We start from the raw sequence: 17,477 nt of genomic DNA, 5'->3' as shown, positions 1-17,477 counted from the left end.
TGCCCGGTGACACCCTTCGCGGCAATGATACCAGCATGCCGCATAAAATGGCGCTTCAGAGAGGGGACGCGGGATGCGAAGGGTTCGATGGGTTCGGTCGGGCGTGATCGCCTTGGCAATAGCACTGATCAGCGCCCAGCCTTTTGCCGCCCGGGCGCAAAACACAGTTACATCCGCCGAGGAAAGCGCCGGGGAATGGCGCGATGTGAAATCCATTCTGGATCGTCGCTGCGTCGTCTGCCACAGCTGCTATGACGCGCCGTGCCAGTTGAAACTGACCTCGCCCGCCGGGGTGCTGCGGGGCGGTAGCAAAGAGGCCGTCTACCACACCGAACGACTGCACGATGCGCCACCCACACGGCTGGGTATCGACGCGCAAACGGTGCCGCAATGGCGTGCGCTGGGGTTTCATTCGGTTCTGGGGGGTCCGGATCGTCCGGCCGACAATACGGACCTGATGCAGCGATATCTGGAACTGGGTCGCCGCCACCCGCTGCCAGACAGCGGACCTGCTCCCGCGACATTGGGTTTGGCGATTGACCGCCCCCTGGTTTGCCCGACACCGGATGAGTTCGATGGGTTCAGCCGCGATCACCCGCTTGCCGGGATGCCCTATGCCGCTGCGCCGCTGGCCGAAGGAGACTACCAGACCCTGATGGCATGGCTGCGCGATGGCGCGCCGCTGCCTGATGCGCAGGCGGACATCCCGGCTGACATTCAGCGCCGGATCGCCGAATGGGAAGGGTTCCTGAACAGTGCCGATCTGCGCAGCCAGTTAATGAGCCGCTACCTGTACGAGCATCTGTTTCTGGCCCGCCTGCACCTAGAGGGCGACACGCCGCGCCGTTTTTTTCAGCTCGTGCGCTCGGCCACACCGCCCGGCGAGGCGATAGACATCATTGCGACCCGCCGTTCTTTTGACGATCCGGGGGCCGCGCCGTTCTATTACCGTTTGCAGCCCATAGAGAAAACGATCGTTCACAAAGAACATCTGGTTTACGGGCTGAGTGCAGACAGGATGGTGCGGTATCAGAACCTGTTTCTAGATACAGACTGGACCCTGTCCGAGTTGCCGCCCTATGGCGACGCTGAGGGTGGTAATCCATTCAGCACTTATATGAATATCCCGGCGCGCAGTCGCTATCAGTTTCTGCTCGATGACGCGCTGTTCTTTGTCCGCAGTTTCATCCGTGGCCCCGTCTGTCACGGCGAGACCGCCGTTGACGTGATCGAGGATCGTTTCTGGGTCAGCTTCCTTGACCCGGACGCGGATCTGTCAGTGACGGACCCAAGCTATCTGCGGGATGGGGCGACATTTCTGGAATTGCCGGTGTCACAGGTCGATACCGGAGTTTTAGGTGACCTGCATGGGTTTTCGCACGAAAATCAGGCCAGATACCTGACGTTTCGCGATGCCCGCTATCGCGACAGCGCGCTTTATGAGACAGGCTTTGACTATGACGCGATCTGGGACGGGGACGGCACCAATCCCAACGCGCTGATCACTGTCTTTCGCCATTTCGACAATGCCTCGGCCATGACCGGCTTTCACGGAGGTATCCCGGAAACCGCCTGGGTCATCGACTTTCCGATCTTTGAGCGCATCTACTATGACCTCGTGGCCGGTTACGACGTGTTCGGTCGGGTCGAGCATCAGCTGGCCACGCGGCTCTATATGGACGAACTGAGAATGGAGAGTGAGGATACATTTCTCGCCTTCATGCCGACGGATGTCCGCAAACCCATGCACGCCTCATGGTATCAGGGAACTTTGGCCGAGGTTCACACTTATTGGCACCGGCGCCGTGTCGATGACAGCTTTCCCACGGGTATCGAATTCGACACCGACACGCCCAAGCAGGAGTTCCTGCTGGCATTGCTGGATCGGGGCGAGGGGCTGTGGCCTACCAAAGACCCAATCAACAGATGCGCCGAAGGCACATGTGCCTCGGACCCGGCAGGAGCCGCCCTGCGTGATCTGGCGAACCAGCGCGGGGACTGGGTGAAGTATATGCCCGACCTGTCCGTTCTGACCGTCGAGGGCGAAAGCGGCAATGTCGAGCTGTTCACGCTTGTCCATGACAAGGCGCATTACAATGTCGCCTTCCTGTTCCGGGAGGAGGCGCGGCGGGATCTAGCGGCCGACACTCTGACCATCATACCGGGGCTGATCGGCAGCTATCCGAATTTCTTCTTCAGCATCCGCGACGCGCAACTGAACAGCTTTGTCGCCGCGATGAAGGACGTGCGCTCACAGCAGGAGTTTCTGGAGGTGGTGTCACAATTCGGTATTCGCCGCACCAGCCCCCGGTTCTGGACCCTGAGCGACCGTATCAACCAGATATTCCTACAGCAGGACCCTGTGCAGGCGGGCCTGTTCGATCTGAACCGATACAAAGACCCAAAACCAGAGGACGATCCGACCTGAGCGTGCCGTTGCACAGGGCTGTGATCCCCTGAGTAACCACGCTGGCTTGCCCGGGTGGGACTTGGCACCTAAGTTCTTAGATATGCGGTCATTTGCCGATATCCGTCCGGCTTACAGCCGGGCCGAGCGTATCAGTGACGGGGTTGTGCATGTCGTGGGCGTGTCCTCTGCCCTGATTGCAGTGCCGGTTCTGATTACTGCGGCTATTCTGTACCAGTCTGAACCTGTTGCAGTTCTGGGGGCGTCGATATATGGCGTCACGCTGATCCTGATGCTGACCTTCTCGGCGCTTTACAACATGATCGACAGCGCGGAATGGTCCGACCTGCTGCGCCGCCTCGATCACTCGGGCATATACGTCAAAATCGCCGGAACCTATACGCCGTTCCTGTTGTTGTCCGGGATGCAGGGGCCGGGGTTGCTGATCGGGTTATGGTCCTCTGCCACGCTTGGCTCTGTGCTCAAGATGATTGACCCGGCGCGCTTCCGTTGGTTCGGCCTTGGGCTTTATCTGATGATGGGCTGGGCCATTGTCTGGGCCGGCCAGCCCTTGCTGGCCGAGCTGCCCCGGATCGTGGTGATATTCATGATCGCGGGCGGGCTGGTCTATACGGCTGGCGTGGTCTTCTACCTGCTGGAGTGGCTACCCTTTCACAACACCATCTGGCACATCTTTGTTCTTGCCGGAAGCGTGCTGTTCTTCATCGCGGTGGCCATCCAGATTTTTCCGGCATTGCACGCTGACCTCTGACATTGGGCAAATCATGTGGCAAAGGCGCGCTATATTGCGCTGCCGGATGACTCTGAGGTTGTAATTTCGTCATTTATCGATACTGGTGAGGCTAGGCATGGAGTTATGGGTAAATTATCGATAAAATGGAAAACACCTCTTCCACATGGACCCGCGAGGCGGCGCAGGCCGTATATGATCTTCCTCTGATGGACCTGCTGTTTCGCGCGCAGACCGTACATCGCGAGAATTTCGACCCCAACAAAATCCAGACATCAAGGCTGCTGTCGATCAAGACCGGCGGCTGCGCCGAGGATTGTTCCTATTGCTCGCAATCGGCGCGCAACGGCTCAAAGCTTTCGGCATCGAAATTGATCGAAGTACAGCGTGTGCTGAACGAAGCCCAAAAGGCCAAGGACGGTGGTGCAACCCGGTTCTGCATGGGGGCCGCGTGGCGTGAACCCAAGGACCGGGACATGGATGCGCTGGTGGCTATGGTCGAAGGTGTCCGCGAAATGGGTATGGAGACCTGCATGACCCTGGGCATGCTGGACGACAATCAGGTCATCCGCCTGCGCGACGCCGGCTTGGACTACTACAACCACAACATCGACACCTCGGAACGGTATTACCCCGAGGTGATCACCACCCGCACCTTTGCCGACCGGATCGACACGATGAACCGGGTACAGGATGCAGGGATCAAGGTGTGTTCGGGCGGTATTCTGGGCATGGGCGAAGAGATCGGCGACCGCGTCGATATGCTGGTGACGCTGTCCAATATGGGGCCGGCGCCGGAATCGGTACCGATCAATATGCTGATGCCACAGGAAGACACGCCGCTGGCCGACGCCAAGCCGATCGACCCGATCGAGTTTGTGCGCGTGATCGCCACCGCTCGTATCATGATGCCGCAATCCTATGTCCGCCTGTCGGCTGGTCGCAGCGACATGACCGAAGAAATGCAGGCTATGTGTTTCTTTGCTGGTGCAAACTCGATCTTTGTAGGGGAGACGCTGCTGACGGCAGAGAACCCCGAGGAAGACACCGACATGGTGCTGTTCGCCAAGCTGGGGCTGGAGGCGGAGACCGTGGCCGGGCAAAGCTGTGCGGAAGCGGCTGAATGAAAGCACTGGATCGCCTGAACGCGATGCTTGAAACCTTGGGCGCCCGGCATCGCCGCCGGGTGCTTGCCCCAAGACGTGGGCTGGACTTTGCCTCGAACGACTATCTGGGTCTGGCCGAGTCTGCAGTGCTGCGCAAGGCCGCGCAGCAAGCGCTGGACCGTGGCGTGCCGCTGGGGTCCGGCGGATCGCGTCTGTTGCGGGGCAATCACCCGGAGCACGAAGCTCTGGAGGCTGAAGCCGCCGCGTTCTTCGGGTCCGAAGCTGCGCTGTTCATGGGCGGAGGGTTTCAGGCCAATCAGGCGATTTTTTCTACACTCCCCGCGGCGGGTGATCTGATCCTGTATGACGATCTGGTTCATGCCAGCGCGCATGAGGGGATGCGGACAAGCCGCGCTGATACGCGTTCATTTGCTCACAACGATGTGGCCGACGCGCGGCGCGCTCTCGCCGACTGGCAGGCCGCTGGCGGTGCGGGGCAGGTCTGGATCGCGGTGGAAAGCGTCTATTCCATGGAGGGCGATATTGCACCCCTGACGGCGCTTTCCGATCTGGCGGTTAAATATGACGCTGTGCTGGTCGTGGACGAAGCTCATGCCACCGGCGTTTTTGGCTCGAATGGCAAAGGTCTGGCCCACGGGCTGAAGGCCGAGGTTCTCACGCTGCACACCTGCGGCAAAGGTCTGGGCGTTTCGGGCGGGCTGATCTGTGGCGCGCAGGTGATGATCGACGCCCTGATCAACCGCGCGCGCCCGTTTATCTTTGCGACCGCACCGTCGCCGTTTAACGCAGCCCTTGTGCGCGCCGTGATTGAACATCTTAACACAGACACGAGCCGGATCGAGGCCGCTGCTGCGCGCATCGCCCATGCACATAATGTCGCGCGACAGGCCGGAGTGCCGGAGGACCTGCTCAACAGCCAGATCATTCCGGTCATTCTGGGGGATGAGGCCCGCACGATGCAGATGGCGGCAACCCTACAAGCGCAGGGCTTTGACATTCGCGGCATTCGCCCGCCCACCGTACCGCGCGGCACATCGCGGCTGCGGGTTTCGATAACGGGCAATGTTTCCGACGCCGATATCTCGGCCCTGTTCGACGCGGTGTCACAGCACCAAAGTGAGGCCGCATGAGCACTGTTATTGTTACCGGAACCGACACCGGGATCGGTAAAACCATCTTTGCCGCAGGTTTAACCGCCGCCCTTGGCGCGCGCTATTGGAAGCCCGTGCAATCCGGTCTGGAAGAGGCGACCGACTCGGAAACCGTGGCCGCGCTGACTGGTGCCGAGATACTGCCTGAGGCGTACCGCCTGAATATGCCCGCCTCACCGCATCTGTCGGCCGAGGATATGGGGGTCGAGATTGACCCGGCCCGATTGGCCCTACCACAGGTGTCCGGCCCGCTGGTCGTCGAAGGGGCAGGTGGGCTGATGGTGCCGCTGAACCGTCAGGTGTTTTTCCTCGATGTGATTGCACAGTGGCAAGCCCCTGTTGTGCTGGTGGCGCGGACTGCACTTGGAACGATCAACCACACGACCTTGTCCCTGATGGCGCTGCGCAAAGCAGGGTGCAATGTAGTCGGAGTGGCTTTTGTCGGTGACGCCCAGCCGGATGTCGAAGAAACCATCGCTCAGATGGGTGACATCCGCCATCTGGGGCGGTTGCCCTTCATCGAAACTCTGTCACGCGAGACGTTGACAGACGCCTTCACTGCAATTGACGTCGATGCCATCCGGGGTGCCCTATGACCCCGCTTGAGTTTGACGCCCGTCACCTGTGGCATCCCTATACCAACGTGCTGCAACCCGGACCGATGCACCTGATCACCGGGGCCGAGGGCGTCTGGCTGACTTCCGAGGACGGGACGCGGATGATCGACGCGATGTCGTCCTGGTGGTGCGCTGCGCATGGGCATCGACATCCGGCCATCGTCGCAGCAATGCAGGCGCAGCTGGATCAGATGCCGCATGTGATGTTCGGTGGTCTGACTCATTCGCCCGCCATTGAGCTCGGCCGAAAACTGATCGACCTTCTGCCCGACGGGCTGGACCGCATTTTCTACAGCGACAGCGGCTCGGTCGCGATCGAGGTCGCGCTGAAAATGGCGGTGCAGTACCAGATGGCGCAGGGCCGAAAGGGACGCACAGAATTCGCCACCATTCGCGGCGGCTATCACGGCGACACCTGGAAAGCGATGAGTGTTTGCGACCCGGTCACCGGGATGCACGGGCTGTTCGCAGGTGCCTTGTCGGTTCAGCATTTTCTGCCACGCCCGCAGATCGCTTTTGGTCAGGAATGGTCCGAGGATGGCGACCTGAACGGGTTGAACGCGCTGAAAGAGCTGCTGGAAACCAAGGCCGACCAGATCGCGGGGCTGGTCCTTGAGCCCGTCGTGCAGGGCGCAGGGGGGATGTATTTCTACCACCCCAAGTGGCTGCAACGGGCCTATGACCTGTGCAAGGCGCACGACGTTCTGGTCATCTTCGACGAAATCGCTACCGGCTTTGGCCGCACCGGAGAGCTGTTTGCCTTGCATCATGCCGGTGTCGTGCCGGACATCCTGTGTCTGGGCAAAGGTCTGACCGGCGGGCATATCACGCTGGCCGCCACCATCACGACCGAGACCGTCGCGCGGCGGATCGGCGAGAGCGAAGCCGGTGTGATGATGCACGGCCCGACCTATATGGCCAACCCGCTGGCCTGCGCTGCTGCCTGCGCCAGTCTGGAGCAACTGTCGGTCCGCGATTGGCGCGCTGAAGTGTCCGGCATTGCCTTGCAGATGGAGCAGGAGCTTGCTCCGGCGCGCGGGTTGCCTGGTGTTGCCGACGTGCGCGTCCTGGGGGCCATTGGCGTGATCGAAATGGACGATTGGGTCGACCCGTCCGTGGCGCATGGTTTGGCGTTGGAAACCGGCGTCTGGTTGCGGCCCTTCGCGCGCAACATCTATTGCATGCCGCCTTACATCATCACCCCTGATGAGCTGAGCCAAGTAACCTCGGCCATGGTCTCTCTGGTCAGGGGGAAGTCATGAAACAGCGCTGGCTGTCGCGCTCGGGCACGGATGAGGTGCTCTTGGTTTTCGGCGGCTGGGCGCTTGGCTCTGCTCCGTTCGAGGGGCTGTCAGGCAACGCGGATGTCCTGTTCGTTGAGGACTACACCCTGTTGGATGACCCGCTGAGCGCGCTTGCTGATTACGACGGAGTCACGCTGATTGCGTTTTCCTTCGGCGTGGCCTCGGCAGCGCATTGGCTGGCGCAGGAGGGGGTACAGCCGGATCGCCTGATTGCCGTCAGCGGTACGCTGTCTCCGGCGGATGCTGAATACGGCATTGCTCCGAATATGATCCGCGCCACGGCAGATCAGTTGACCACCGCTAGTTTCGCCAAATTCTGCCGGCGTGCGGGATTGGGCGGTGCCGCGCCTGAGATCAACATTGACGCCGCAAGGGCCGAACTGCACGCCGTTATTGAACGTGGTCCTGCGCCAGCTCATCCTTTCGACCGGGTTTGGATCCCGCAGCGTGACCGGGTTATTCCCACGCACGCGCAAGAGGCCGCTTGGGGCGCGCAGGCGAATGTGGTCCGCGCCGTTCCGGGCGCGCATGTCCCCTTTGCCGCCGGGCAAAGCTGGCAGGAGTGGATCGCATGAACGCCCCACTGACCAGCCGTGTTCAACGCAGTTTCAGCCGCAGTTTTCGGTCCTACCACGATTCAGCCGGCCAACAGGCGCAAATCGCCGAGCGACTGGCGTGTGACCTGCACAAGACCGGAGCGCCAGACCATTTCCGCTCAGCGCTTGAGTTCGGCTGCGGCACTGGCCACCTGACGCAGCAGCTATGTGCGCGGTTCGCGTTCGATGCACTGACTATCAACGATCTCTCACCCGAAGCCGGTGAGACGGCGGTCGCGTTCGGTGCAGATTTTCTGTGCGGTGACGCCGAGACGGTTCCGTGGCCCGCGCAGCCCAACCTGATCGCGTCGGCGTCGATGATCCAATGGCTGCCCGACCCGGCTGCGTTCTTACGCCGGTCCGCCCATGCGCTGGCGCCCGGCGGTTGGCTGGCGGTTTCGGGATTTGGACCCCGACAGTATCACGAACTGGTGCAGGTCGGATCAGCCGCGGCGGCGCCGGGCTTGTGCGGGCCCGACGCTATGGCGGCGGCGGTGTCGGATGTTCTGGATGTCGTGTCGGTTGGCGAGACCGAACAGCAGATGCACTTTCCCAGCCCCAGACAGGTGCTGGAACACCTGCGCAGAACCGGCGTGAATGGTAGGGCGCAGAGGACTTGGACGAAATCCACCCTGAGCACGTTTACGCGTGAGTACGTCCGGCAGTTCGGCAGCGACGCGGGGGTTTCGCTGACCTATCACCCGACATGGATCATCGCCCGCAAACCGGGCTGACGCCGGTCAGGGCAAGCGGGTCAGGTGGCGCTGCATCACCGAATGGGCCTTGGCCGCGTCGCGATCCTTGATGGCGGCCAGAATCGCCGCGTGATCCGGATCAGCGCGCCGTCGCCATTTTGAAGTGTGCAGATTGTTGAAATGCCAAGTGTAGAGCAGTTGCAAGTTCCGGATCTCGGCAATCATCCGAGGCATGTTGCAGGCGGCAATAACGGCCATGTGAAACCGTTGGTTTGCATCCTCCCAATCCTCGGCGGTATCGGCCCCGTCGCATTCGGCGTGAACCCGTTCGATCTCGGCAATCTGACCAGCGCTGAGGTTCGGCACGGAATGCAAAAGCGCCACCGGTTCTAACGCGCGGCGCATAACGCGCAGTTCCTGGATGGCGTTGTGATCCATCGGAGCCACGCACATTCCGCGGCGGGGCAGGCCGATCACCAGCCCCTGCGAGGCGAGATGCAGCAGTGCCTCGCGCACAGTCACCTGACTGACCCCGAAATCGCGCGCGATCAGATCCTGCCGCAGCTTCTCACCCGGTTTGAACGCGCCCCGGACAATCTGCGCCGACAATCTGTGCGCAATGTCTTCCGACTTTTTGATTTGCTTTTGGGGCACCGGTCCTCCGTCGATCAGGCGCGTGACCTGACGCTTATCGCCAAGCCAAGGCAAGAGCAACAGAGGCGTGTCCACGGGCCGCCTGTGGATGCCGAAAAACCGGCGGCTAAGCTTCATGTAGAAAAATTTGTTGACAGAAAATGCACACGTGTTCAATCTTATTGCCACGAAGGGAGGACGGCCGTTTGATGGTCAACTGCGTGTGGATCGCGCGATTCACGCTTAAAAGCTTCTGGCTGAAAAAAAGTTGGCGCAAATCGGCTTTTGTCACACTGGTTACATGAATCGAGGATAACAGGCGTATTGCACACGTGTTCAAATACACATGCCGATTAGAAGGGGATCATCCATGACCACATCACTGCTGAAACGCACCACAGCCGCGCTGCTTTTGGGCGCGATGGCGGCTCCGGCTTTGGCCGAAGACGTCACCATCACCGTTTGGGCCGGTGGCTCGAACGACGCGGATGCGTACCGAATCCACGCCATCGAAATCGCCGCCGACATGCTGGAGCGTGAAGCCGAGATCGAAGGCCGCGAGCTGAACATCACCGTCGAAGGCAAGCGCGATTTCGGCGGCTGGGAAGAGTTCAAGCAAGGCGTGACTCTGGCCGCCGAAGCGGGCACCGCGCCGAATATCGTCGTCACCAGCCATCTGGACATCGCGCCCTGGAGCCAGGCGGGTTACATCGTTCCGGCCGAGGACTATCTGGATTTCGACGCTTGGCCGCTGAACGACCTGTATCCGAACCTGCTGGAAATCGCCGCCTATAACGACATTCAATGGGGCCTGCCGCAGGACGCGGAAAGCCGTCCGTTCTTCTTCTGGAAGGATACGATGCGCGGCATCGGGTATTCGGATGATGATATCGCCGCACTGCCCGACAAGGTCGCCTCGGGCGAATACACCCTGCAAAACGTGCTGGAGGACGCCAAAAAAGCGGTGGACGCAGGTCTGGTGGAAGAAGGCTATGGCTTCTATCCCCGCCCGTCGAACGGCCCGGACTGGGGTCAGTTCTATCAGTCTTTCGGTGGCGTATTGCAGGATCCGGATACCGGCAAACTGCTGCTGGACAAGGCCGCGATGGAAGGGTTCTACCAGTTCTTCGCTGACGCGGTTGATGCAGGCATCACTCGCAAGAACCACCTCGGCACCGATTGGGGCCAGTGGTACACAGAAGTTGCCAACGGCAAGGCCGCAACATGGCATGGCGGCACCTGGCACTATGCGCGTTACACCGGCAAGGAAGGCAACGAAGATTTCTTCGGCACCATCGAATTCTCTTTGATCCCTGCCGGGGATGAGGGTGGCCGCCCGAACACCATCACCCATCCGCTGGTTTACCTGATCACCGATCAGGAAAATGACGATCACGAGGAAATCGCAGCACAGCTGGTCAAGATCGCCTCGGAACCGCGCCTGAACTCACTGCACGCGATCAAGTCGGCGCATCTGGGTATCGGCAAGCAGCAGTCGAACATCGAACTCTATGCCAATGACCGCTGGGCCACCGAAGCAACCGAGCGTCTGCTGATCAGTGCCAATGCCCAGCCCAACAATCTGGACTATGGGGCGTACTCTGAGGCGATGTTCAAAGGGCTCGAAGCGGCGTGGACCGGTGTGAAAACCCCGGCTGAGGCTGTGGCTGAACTTGAGGCTGAACTGCGCGCCAAACTGGGCGACAACCTGATCGTTCAGTAACTTTTCCTCCCGGCTGGGGCAATCAAGTCTGCCCCGGCCACCTTTCCTCGGAGACAACCATGCCCCGCTTCAACGCGCTCGGGTTCGGATTTCTTGCGCCTGCGATGATCGTGGTGACGCTGTTCTTTCTGGCCCCCGTCATCCTGACGGTGTTCTTCGCCTTCACCAACATGTCCACATCCACGGGCATCACGGGGGGCGAGTACCTGTTGACCAAATCCGACCTGCGGGATGTGCAGGCCAGCGGTGTTTCGGATGAGACCTTCGACAAACTTGAGAACGCTGGTTACGTGGTGGATGAGGCCGGTCTGGCCCGTCTGGCCGAGGCGCGCGATCAGGCAACGGCGGATGAGTTGGCCGAACTGCACGCCGGGGCATCGTTTTCATCGCGTCGCGATATGGAGCGGGCGCTGAAGGACCTGCGCGACAATCGCATCCGGTCGACGCGCGACCGGAAGACCTTGGCCGAGCTTTTCACCTCCAGCGTCATGGATGAACGGTTCCAGACCGAGGATGAATTCCGAGCTGCTTTGACAGCAGCGGGTATCCCCAAAGCGGATCAGGCCAAGCTGGTCAAGGTCGCCTATACCGGCTGGGTCTGGACGACCGAGAACATGAAGCTGCTGTTCTCGCTGGACAGTTCCTGGCGCTATGCGATGAACACGCTGTTCTATGTGGTGTTTACTTTGACCTTCAACGTCGGTTTCGGCCTGTTTCTGGCGATCTCGACTTTTTACCTGCCCTCAGGCATTGCCAACACCTTCCGCACCATCTGGTTCCTGCCACGCATTCTGCCGCCGGTTCTCTATGTGCTGATGTGGTACTGGCTGACCTGGGATACGGGGATCATTTCCTCGTTCATGGGCTGGTTCGGCGTTGCCCCGCGTAACTGGATGCTGGATACGGCAACAAACGCCTGGATCGTGGTCATCCTGATAAACGGATTTGTCGGCGCGTCGCTGGGGATGATCTTGTTCTCCTCGGCGATCCGCACCATCCCGGCTTCGATGCTTTACGCATCCGAAGTGGACGGCGCGAACCGCTGGCAGCAAATCCGTTATATCATCCTGCCGCAACTGCGCTGGCCGATCCTTTTTACGTCGTCCTACCAGACGCTCTCGCTGCTGACCTCGTTTGAATACATCTTACTGGCCACCGATGGTGGGCCGGGTGGCGCGACCGAGGTCTGGGCTTTGGCCGCCTATCACACCGCGCTGAACAACTATGGTGGCAACCTGCAATACGGTCTGGGCGCGGCTTATGCACTGGTGTTGGTGGTGATCGGCATTGTGACCAGCGCGCTGTATCTGCGGTTCTTCAACTTCAAAGACCTCGTGGCGAAACCACGGATCGAGCAATAGGGGCCCCACGATGACATCGAATTTCCGCGCCCTTCCGATCATTGCGCTGCTGACGATCCTGTCGCTGCCGCTGGTGATCATGTACGCCTTCACCATCGTGGACTCGGTAACCGATGCCGAACCGGGTAGCCTGATCCCGTCTGAATTCACGCTGCATCACTGGCGTTTCCTGTGGGATGACACCACCGGACGCGGCTCGGTCTGGGTGGCGACGATCAATACGTTCATCTTTGCCGGATCGACGGCGGCGATTGTCTGCGCCACATCGCTGACCTCGGCTTATGCTCTGTCGCGGCTGAACTTCCCGGCGCGGCGGTTCTTTCTGGCGGGCGTCATCATCCTGCATGCTTTTCCGACCATCACGCTAATCATCGCGATCTTCCTGATCCTGCAATTCCTCGGCCTGTTCGACACGCTGATCGGCGTCATCATGGTCAAGGCCGCGCTGGAACTGCCCTTTGGCATCTGGGTCATGAAGGGCTTTTACGACACAGTGCCATGGGAGATTGAGATGGCCGGTGTTCAAGATGGGGCCAGCCGCTTCATGGTCTGGCGCAAGCTGGTGTTGCCGCAGGTGCAGCCGGGCCTCTCGGCGCTGCTGATCTTTTCCTTCCTGTCGGGGTGGAGTGAATTCATCCTGCCGCTGGTGCTGGCCCCGGGCAGTGATGCGCAGGTTCTGTCGACCTATCTGGCCTATTTCCTGCTGGATGACAGCCTCGAGGTCGACTTCAACCTCTTCAAATCGGTGGGCCTGTTCTATGCGCTGCCGGTGATCCTGATCTATTTGATCTTCCAGAAGAAACTCATGAATATCTATGGCGGGGGCTCGAAAGGCTGATGCAACTTAGGCTCACTAACTTCACCAAAACCTTCGACGGCCTGACTGTCATAGACAAGCTGAACCTAACGGTCGAAAGCGGTGAGATGATGGCGCTGCTTGGTCCGTCAGGCTGCGGCAAGTCGACCACGCTGTTCACCATCTGCGGCATTCACCGGATGAACGGCGGGACGCTGCATTTTGGGGACCGGGATGTGTCCGATCTGCCGTCGCAAAAGCGCAATGTAGGCGTGGTGTTCCAGAACTATGCGCTTTATCCGCACATGAGCATCCGCGAGAACATCGCCTTCCCGCTGCGAGTTCAGAAGCTCGACAACGCGACCATCACCCGTAAGGTCGGCGAGATCGCGGAACTGGTCCACATCCCCGAACTGCTCGACCGCCGCCCGGCGCAACTTTCAGGTGGTCAGCAACAACGTGTGGCACTGGCCCGCGCGCTGGTGCGGCAGCCGGATGTGCTGTTGCTGGACGAACCGCTGGCGAACCTTGATGCAAAACTGCGGCTTGAGATGCGCTCGGAGATCCGCCGCATCCAGCTGGAAACCGGCATCACTGCCATCCTCGTGACCCATGATCAGGTCGAGGCGATGTCGATGTGCGATCGCATTGCATTGATGAAGGATGGCAAGATCGTTCAGCTCAGCGAACCGGACCAAATGTATAACGATCCCGTGGATACATTTGTGGCCGGGTTCCTCGGCAACCCGCCGATCTCGTTCCTTGATGCAACCGTTGCGGATGGTCAGTTCCGTGTTGGTGACAGCGGAATTGCGATTTCGGAAGACTTGCGTCCCAAGGTCAACGGGCAGGTGAAACTGGGCATCCGTCCCGAGTACTTCGGGCCGCAATTCGGCTCTGGACTGCAAGGCAAGATCAGCTTTGTCGAAACGCAGGGGCGCGAGGACTTGTATAACGTGACCCTGCCCAACGGGGCCGTCTTGCGCTCGATCCAGCCCGCAGGCCGACGCCTGAAACTGGGTGAGAGCGTGAACTGGGGCATTGCATCCGATCATGCGCTTGCCTTCACACCAGAAGGCGCGCGCATCTGATGTTGGACTGGCTGATCCCCTCGCGGCCCCTGTCGATTGCCCATCGCGGGGCCAGCGCCTATGCGCCCGAGAATACTCTGGCCGCTTTCGCGCTGGCCGCCGATCTTGGCGCTGATATGTGGGAGGTCGACCTGCACCAGACCGCCGACAATCAGATCATCGCGTTCCACGATTTTACGGTGGCCGATGGGCGGGCAGTCAGCACGCTGAGCTATTCCGAACTCCGGTTGGTGGTGGCTGACGATGAAGCGCCGCTGCTGTCCGAGATCATTGCCTTGGCGCAGGCGCGCGATTGCGGGATCTACGCGGATATCAAGGCCCCCGACGCCTCGGTTACCGTATCGCGAATGCTGCAAATGGCGGGGGTCGAGCGTGCCATTCTGGGAGCCTTTGACCCCGTTGCGGTTCGGGCCTTGCGGGATGTCAACAGCCCCTATCCGCTGGCGGCTCTGATCCCGGTCGGGGTTGACCCGTTCGCCGCCTCCGAAGGGGCGGATATCATCCACTTGTGTTGGGAAAATCTGGACCGCCCGCAAGACCTGCTGGATGAGATGTTCTTTGCCCGTTGCACCGAAACCGGCCAGCACGTCGTCCTGTGGCACGAAGAAGACCCGGCCCGCATGGCCGAATTGCGGGACAAACCGGTGCTGGGCATTTGTTCGGACCGGCCGGAATTGGTGAACCCGGTGCGGTTCCTGGGTGACTTGCAGGTGGTATGTCATCGCGGGGCCAACAAGATTGCGCCGGAAAACACCTTGTCCGCCGCCCATGCGTGCTTTGCGGCCGGGTTCAGCCATGTCGAGATTGACGTGCATGTCACCGCCGACGATCAGCTGGTCGTGCTGCATGACCCGACGCTGGATCGTACAACCAATGGCACGGGGCCGGTCTGCGATCATACGTTTGCCCAGGTGCAGGCGCTGAACGCGGGTCAATGGTTCGCGCCGTTTTATACAAATGAACCGATCCCGACTCTGGATGAGATGCTGGAACTGGCCAAAAGCTACAGGGGTCGTCTGTATATCGAGTTGAAATCGGCCCCCGCCAATCTGGTCTGGGACCGGGTGGTGGCGCATCGCATGCAGGACCGGGTGTTCTTCTGGTCCTTTGTGACCCAATCGCTGCACGACATGCGGGCCATCTCGGACAAGGCGCATCTGATGATGCGTCGTCAGGATTTCGACACGCTGGAAGAGGTGCTTGCAAGCCTCAGCCCGTCGCTTGTTGAATATACCGTCAGTGATGACTGGTCGGATTTCCCGGAACTGCGCCGCCGCGGTATCCCGGCAATGATCGCCTATAACGGCGATGATCGAGAGGTTCTGTCGCGGATCATCGGGGCCGGTGCCGATATGGTCAATCTGGACCAGCCGTTCCTGTTTGCGGAACTCTGTCGCGAGAAAGGAGTGGCCGAATGAGCGAAGACTCCAGAAAACCCGTCACGTCCTTTGATGTGGCGCGCCGCGCCGGGGTGTCACGGTCGATGGTGTCCCGGGCTTTTACCGAAGGCGGCAATATCTCGGCCAAATCGCGGGAAAAGGTGCTGAAGGCGGCTGAAGAGCTGGGCTATCGCGTCAATTTCCTGGCGCGCGGCTTGCAGACCCGTCAATCCAATCTGGTGGGAATCGTCGCCTCATCTCTGGACACACCGTTCCGTTCGAAACAGGTTCGGATCGCCGCGCAGGAAATCATCAGCCACGGGTATCGGCCTATTCTTCTGACAGTCGAACCGGATGACGATATCGAGCAATGGCTGTCGGTTATGCTGAACTACAACGTGGCCGGAGTGATCGTCACATCGGCCACGCCGTCACCCAAGATCATTCAGGAATGTCATCGCCTGCATATGCCGCTGGTGCTGATCAACCGCGGTCAGAACCAGGACATCGCTGACACGGTTCAGATCGACGTCCAGCAGGCGGGCGAATTGGCCTTCACCATGCTCACCCGCGCACCGGTTAAGCGGTTGGCCGTGGTGCATCCGCGGACGCCTTCGTATTCCGTGACCGGGCGCGCGCAGGCCTTCGTCGAAAAGTGTCAGGCCGAAGGAGTGGAGATCGAAGAATTTCTCTCAGCCAGCCAAAGCTACGCCGCAGGGTATGACATCGCGGGCAGCGTCGGTCTGGGATTGGACCGTTTCGACGGAGTGTTCTGTTCAACCGATCTTTTGGCGCTTGGCGTGATGGACCGTTTGCGCGCCGACTGGAACGCGCGGTTCCCAGAGGACGTCCAGATTGTCGGCTGTGACGATATCGAACAGGCCAGTTGGGGTTCCTATCAGCTAACGACCATGCGTCAGGATGCAGAACAGCAAGTCATGGCCGCTGTCCGGCAGATGCTGGAGCGTATCGAAAACCCCGAGATGGACATTCAGCATTTCAATCAGATCCTGACGCCGATTTTCAGAAAAACAACTCAGAGCAGCTATGACCAAAGCATTTGAAACCAAACTGGATTTCGCAAAATACCTGACCGCTGAGGCCGGTAAACTGGCGCAAAGCCTATATCAGGACAGGGATCATGAGTTTGTTTCGGTCAAGGGTTTGCAGGATTTCGTCACGCTTGCGGACCGGCAGGTGGAAAAGGCGATCCGCACGCTGATCTCAAGGCACTATCCCGGTGACGCTGTTCTGGGTGAGGAAGAAGGCCGGACCGGCAACAGCGACGCAGTATGGGTGATTGATCCCATCGACGGCACCGCGAATTACATGCGCGGTTTGCCTGATTGGGCAGTCTCGGTCGGTTATTGCGAAAATGATGAAATTGAGCTGGGCGTAATCTATGCGCCTGACCGGGATGAGCTGTGCTGGGCCAGCAGGGGTCAGGGCGCGTTCTGTAATGACCAGCCGCTGCACGTTTCAGAATGCAGCCGTCCCGATCAGGCGTTGATTTTGCTGGGCCGCTCATCGCGAAATCCGTTGGCGGATTATCTGACGGTCATCGAACGCACCATTGGCGCGCAGATGGAGTACCGTCGCAACGGCTCGGCCGCGGTCAGCCTGATGACCGTCGCGCAGGGCCGGGCCGAGGGGTATTATGAGGCGCATCTCAACTCGTGGGATGCGATCGCCGGAGTTCTGATCATTCAAGAGGCCGGGGGGCAGGTGCAGACCAGTTCCATTTCAGAAATGCTGGAACACGGCAGCCGTGTACTTGCGATCACGCCCGCGCTTGAGGCGACGATCACCGCACAGGTCTTTTCCGCAGCCTAGGGCGCGCTGACCA

The 17,477-nt window shown here is 60.1% G+C and carries 16 protein-coding genes; 15 read left to right on the top strand and 1 reads right to left on the bottom strand.

The features are described 5' to 3' along the window. Positions 1-73: 73 nt before the first annotated feature. From ACOQOY_RS00740 to ACOQOY_RS00705, 8 genes are all read left to right on the top strand, one after another. The gene (locus ACOQOY_RS00740; RefSeq protein WP_420583579.1) at positions 74-2,428 is read left to right on the top strand and encodes a fatty acid cis/trans isomerase; all 2,355 of its coding nucleotides are present in this window, start codon (positions 74-76) and stop codon (positions 2,426-2,428) included. Between the two features lie 82 nt (positions 2,429-2,510). Then, the gene (gene trhA / locus ACOQOY_RS00735) at positions 2,511-3,179 is read left to right on the top strand and encodes a PAQR family membrane homeostasis protein TrhA (protein ID WP_420583578.1); all 669 of its coding nucleotides are present in this window, start codon (positions 2,511-2,513) and stop codon (positions 3,177-3,179) included. 125 nt (positions 3,180-3,304) lie between these two features. Further along, positions 3,305-4,285, top strand: a complete 981-nt coding sequence (gene bioB / locus ACOQOY_RS00730) for a biotin synthase BioB (protein WP_420583577.1) — start codon at positions 3,305-3,307, stop codon at positions 4,283-4,285. After that, positions 4,282-5,415, top strand: a complete 1,134-nt coding sequence (locus tag ACOQOY_RS00725) for an 8-amino-7-oxononanoate synthase (RefSeq protein ID WP_420583576.1) — start codon at positions 4,282-4,284, stop codon at positions 5,413-5,415. Before bioB ends, ACOQOY_RS00725 begins: the two co-directional genes overlap by 4 nt. Then, a complete protein-coding gene (gene bioD / locus ACOQOY_RS00720) occupies positions 5,412-6,032 on the top strand; it encodes a dethiobiotin synthase (RefSeq protein WP_420583575.1) in 621 nt (206 codons plus the stop codon). Before ACOQOY_RS00725 ends, bioD begins: the two co-directional genes overlap by 4 nt. Beyond that, positions 6,029-7,315, top strand: a complete 1,287-nt coding sequence (gene bioA, locus ACOQOY_RS00715) for an adenosylmethionine--8-amino-7-oxononanoate transaminase (RefSeq protein WP_420583574.1) — start codon at positions 6,029-6,031, stop codon at positions 7,313-7,315. The genes bioD and bioA overlap by 4 nt, the downstream gene beginning before the upstream one ends. Continuing rightward, a complete protein-coding gene (locus ACOQOY_RS00710) occupies positions 7,312-7,932 on the top strand; it encodes a pimeloyl-ACP methyl esterase BioG family protein (protein ID WP_420583573.1) in 621 nt (206 codons plus the stop codon). Before bioA ends, ACOQOY_RS00710 begins: the two co-directional genes overlap by 4 nt. Next, positions 7,929-8,687 carry a methyltransferase domain-containing protein gene (locus ACOQOY_RS00705; RefSeq protein WP_420583572.1) on the top strand — a complete coding sequence of 253 codons (759 nt, stop codon included), beginning with the start codon at positions 7,929-7,931 and terminating at the stop codon, positions 8,685-8,687. The genes ACOQOY_RS00710 and ACOQOY_RS00705 overlap by 4 nt, the downstream gene beginning before the upstream one ends. 6 nt (positions 8,688-8,693) lie before the next feature. Here ACOQOY_RS00705 and ACOQOY_RS00700 read toward each other — a convergent pair whose 3' ends face one another. Continuing rightward, positions 8,694-9,377: a GntR family transcriptional regulator gene (locus ACOQOY_RS00700; RefSeq protein ID WP_420583571.1), complete on the bottom strand. Its 684-nt coding sequence runs from the start codon at positions 9,375-9,377 to the stop codon at positions 8,694-8,696. A gap of 274 nt (positions 9,378-9,651) precedes the next feature. Between ACOQOY_RS00700 and ACOQOY_RS00695 the strand changes: the two genes are divergently transcribed. From ACOQOY_RS00695 to ACOQOY_RS00665, 7 genes are read left to right on the top strand one after another with little or no spacing between them, the layout of a single operon-like run. Next, positions 9,652-11,004, top strand: a complete 1,353-nt coding sequence (locus ACOQOY_RS00695; protein ID WP_420583570.1) for an ABC transporter substrate-binding protein — start codon at positions 9,652-9,654, stop codon at positions 11,002-11,004. A gap of 59 nt (positions 11,005-11,063) precedes the next feature. Then, positions 11,064-12,365: a carbohydrate ABC transporter permease gene (locus ACOQOY_RS00690; RefSeq protein WP_420583569.1), complete on the top strand. Its 1,302-nt coding sequence runs from the start codon at positions 11,064-11,066 to the stop codon at positions 12,363-12,365. A gap of 10 nt (positions 12,366-12,375) precedes the next feature. Beyond that, positions 12,376-13,203, top strand: coding sequence for a carbohydrate ABC transporter permease (locus ACOQOY_RS00685; RefSeq protein ID WP_420583568.1), 828 nt, complete (start codon positions 12,376-12,378; stop codon positions 13,201-13,203). Beyond that, positions 13,203-14,252 carry an ABC transporter ATP-binding protein gene (locus tag ACOQOY_RS00680; protein WP_420583567.1) on the top strand — a complete coding sequence of 350 codons (1,050 nt, stop codon included), beginning with the start codon at positions 13,203-13,205 and terminating at the stop codon, positions 14,250-14,252. The genes ACOQOY_RS00685 and ACOQOY_RS00680 overlap by 1 nt, the downstream gene beginning before the upstream one ends. Then, a complete protein-coding gene (locus tag ACOQOY_RS00675; RefSeq protein WP_420583566.1) occupies positions 14,252-15,670 on the top strand; it encodes a glycerophosphodiester phosphodiesterase family protein in 1,419 nt (472 codons plus the stop codon). Before ACOQOY_RS00680 ends, ACOQOY_RS00675 begins: the two co-directional genes overlap by 1 nt. Next, positions 15,667-16,695 (top strand): LacI family DNA-binding transcriptional regulator, encoded by a 1,029-nt coding sequence (locus ACOQOY_RS00670; protein WP_420583565.1) that lies wholly within the window; start codon positions 15,667-15,669, stop codon positions 16,693-16,695. Before ACOQOY_RS00675 ends, ACOQOY_RS00670 begins: the two co-directional genes overlap by 4 nt. Then, positions 16,679-17,464, top strand: a complete 786-nt coding sequence (locus tag ACOQOY_RS00665; protein WP_420583564.1) for an inositol monophosphatase family protein — start codon at positions 16,679-16,681, stop codon at positions 17,462-17,464. Before ACOQOY_RS00670 ends, ACOQOY_RS00665 begins: the two co-directional genes overlap by 17 nt. Positions 17,465-17,477: the final 13 nt, after the last annotated feature.

Source organism: Ruegeria sp. (assembly GCF_965221235.1).
GTDB lineage: Bacteria > Pseudomonadota > Alphaproteobacteria > Rhodobacterales > Rhodobacteraceae > Ruegeria.
This window is presented reverse-complemented; position numbering and strand designations above follow the sequence as displayed.

Coding starts and splice junctions, on each gene's coding strand:
- ACOQOY_RS00710 (WP_420583573.1), top strand. CDS start 7,312: ATGAAACAGCGCTGGCTGTCGCGCTCGGGCACGGATGAGGTGCTCTTG.
- ACOQOY_RS00690 (WP_420583569.1), top strand. CDS start 11,064: ATGCCCCGCTTCAACGCGCTCGGGTTCGGATTTCTTGCGCCTGCGATG.
- ACOQOY_RS00675 (WP_420583566.1), top strand. CDS start 14,252: ATGTTGGACTGGCTGATCCCCTCGCGGCCCCTGTCGATTGCCCATCGC.
- ACOQOY_RS00670 (WP_420583565.1), top strand. CDS start 15,667: ATGAGCGAAGACTCCAGAAAACCCGTCACGTCCTTTGATGTGGCGCGC.
- bioB (WP_420583577.1), top strand. CDS start 3,305: ATGGAAAACACCTCTTCCACATGGACCCGCGAGGCGGCGCAGGCCGTA.
- ACOQOY_RS00740 (WP_420583579.1), top strand. CDS start 74: ATGCGAAGGGTTCGATGGGTTCGGTCGGGCGTGATCGCCTTGGCAATA.
- ACOQOY_RS00680 (WP_420583567.1), top strand. CDS start 13,203: ATGCAACTTAGGCTCACTAACTTCACCAAAACCTTCGACGGCCTGACT.
- bioD (WP_420583575.1), top strand. CDS start 5,412: ATGAGCACTGTTATTGTTACCGGAACCGACACCGGGATCGGTAAAACC.
- ACOQOY_RS00665 (WP_420583564.1), top strand. CDS start 16,679: ATGACCAAAGCATTTGAAACCAAACTGGATTTCGCAAAATACCTGACC.
- ACOQOY_RS00685 (WP_420583568.1), top strand. CDS start 12,376: ATGACATCGAATTTCCGCGCCCTTCCGATCATTGCGCTGCTGACGATC.
- ACOQOY_RS00705 (WP_420583572.1), top strand. CDS start 7,929: ATGAACGCCCCACTGACCAGCCGTGTTCAACGCAGTTTCAGCCGCAGT.
- trhA (WP_420583578.1), top strand. CDS start 2,511: ATGCGGTCATTTGCCGATATCCGTCCGGCTTACAGCCGGGCCGAGCGT.
- ACOQOY_RS00695 (WP_420583570.1), top strand. CDS start 9,652: ATGACCACATCACTGCTGAAACGCACCACAGCCGCGCTGCTTTTGGGC.
- bioA (WP_420583574.1), top strand. CDS start 6,029: ATGACCCCGCTTGAGTTTGACGCCCGTCACCTGTGGCATCCCTATACC.
- ACOQOY_RS00725 (WP_420583576.1), top strand. CDS start 4,282: ATGAAAGCACTGGATCGCCTGAACGCGATGCTTGAAACCTTGGGCGCC.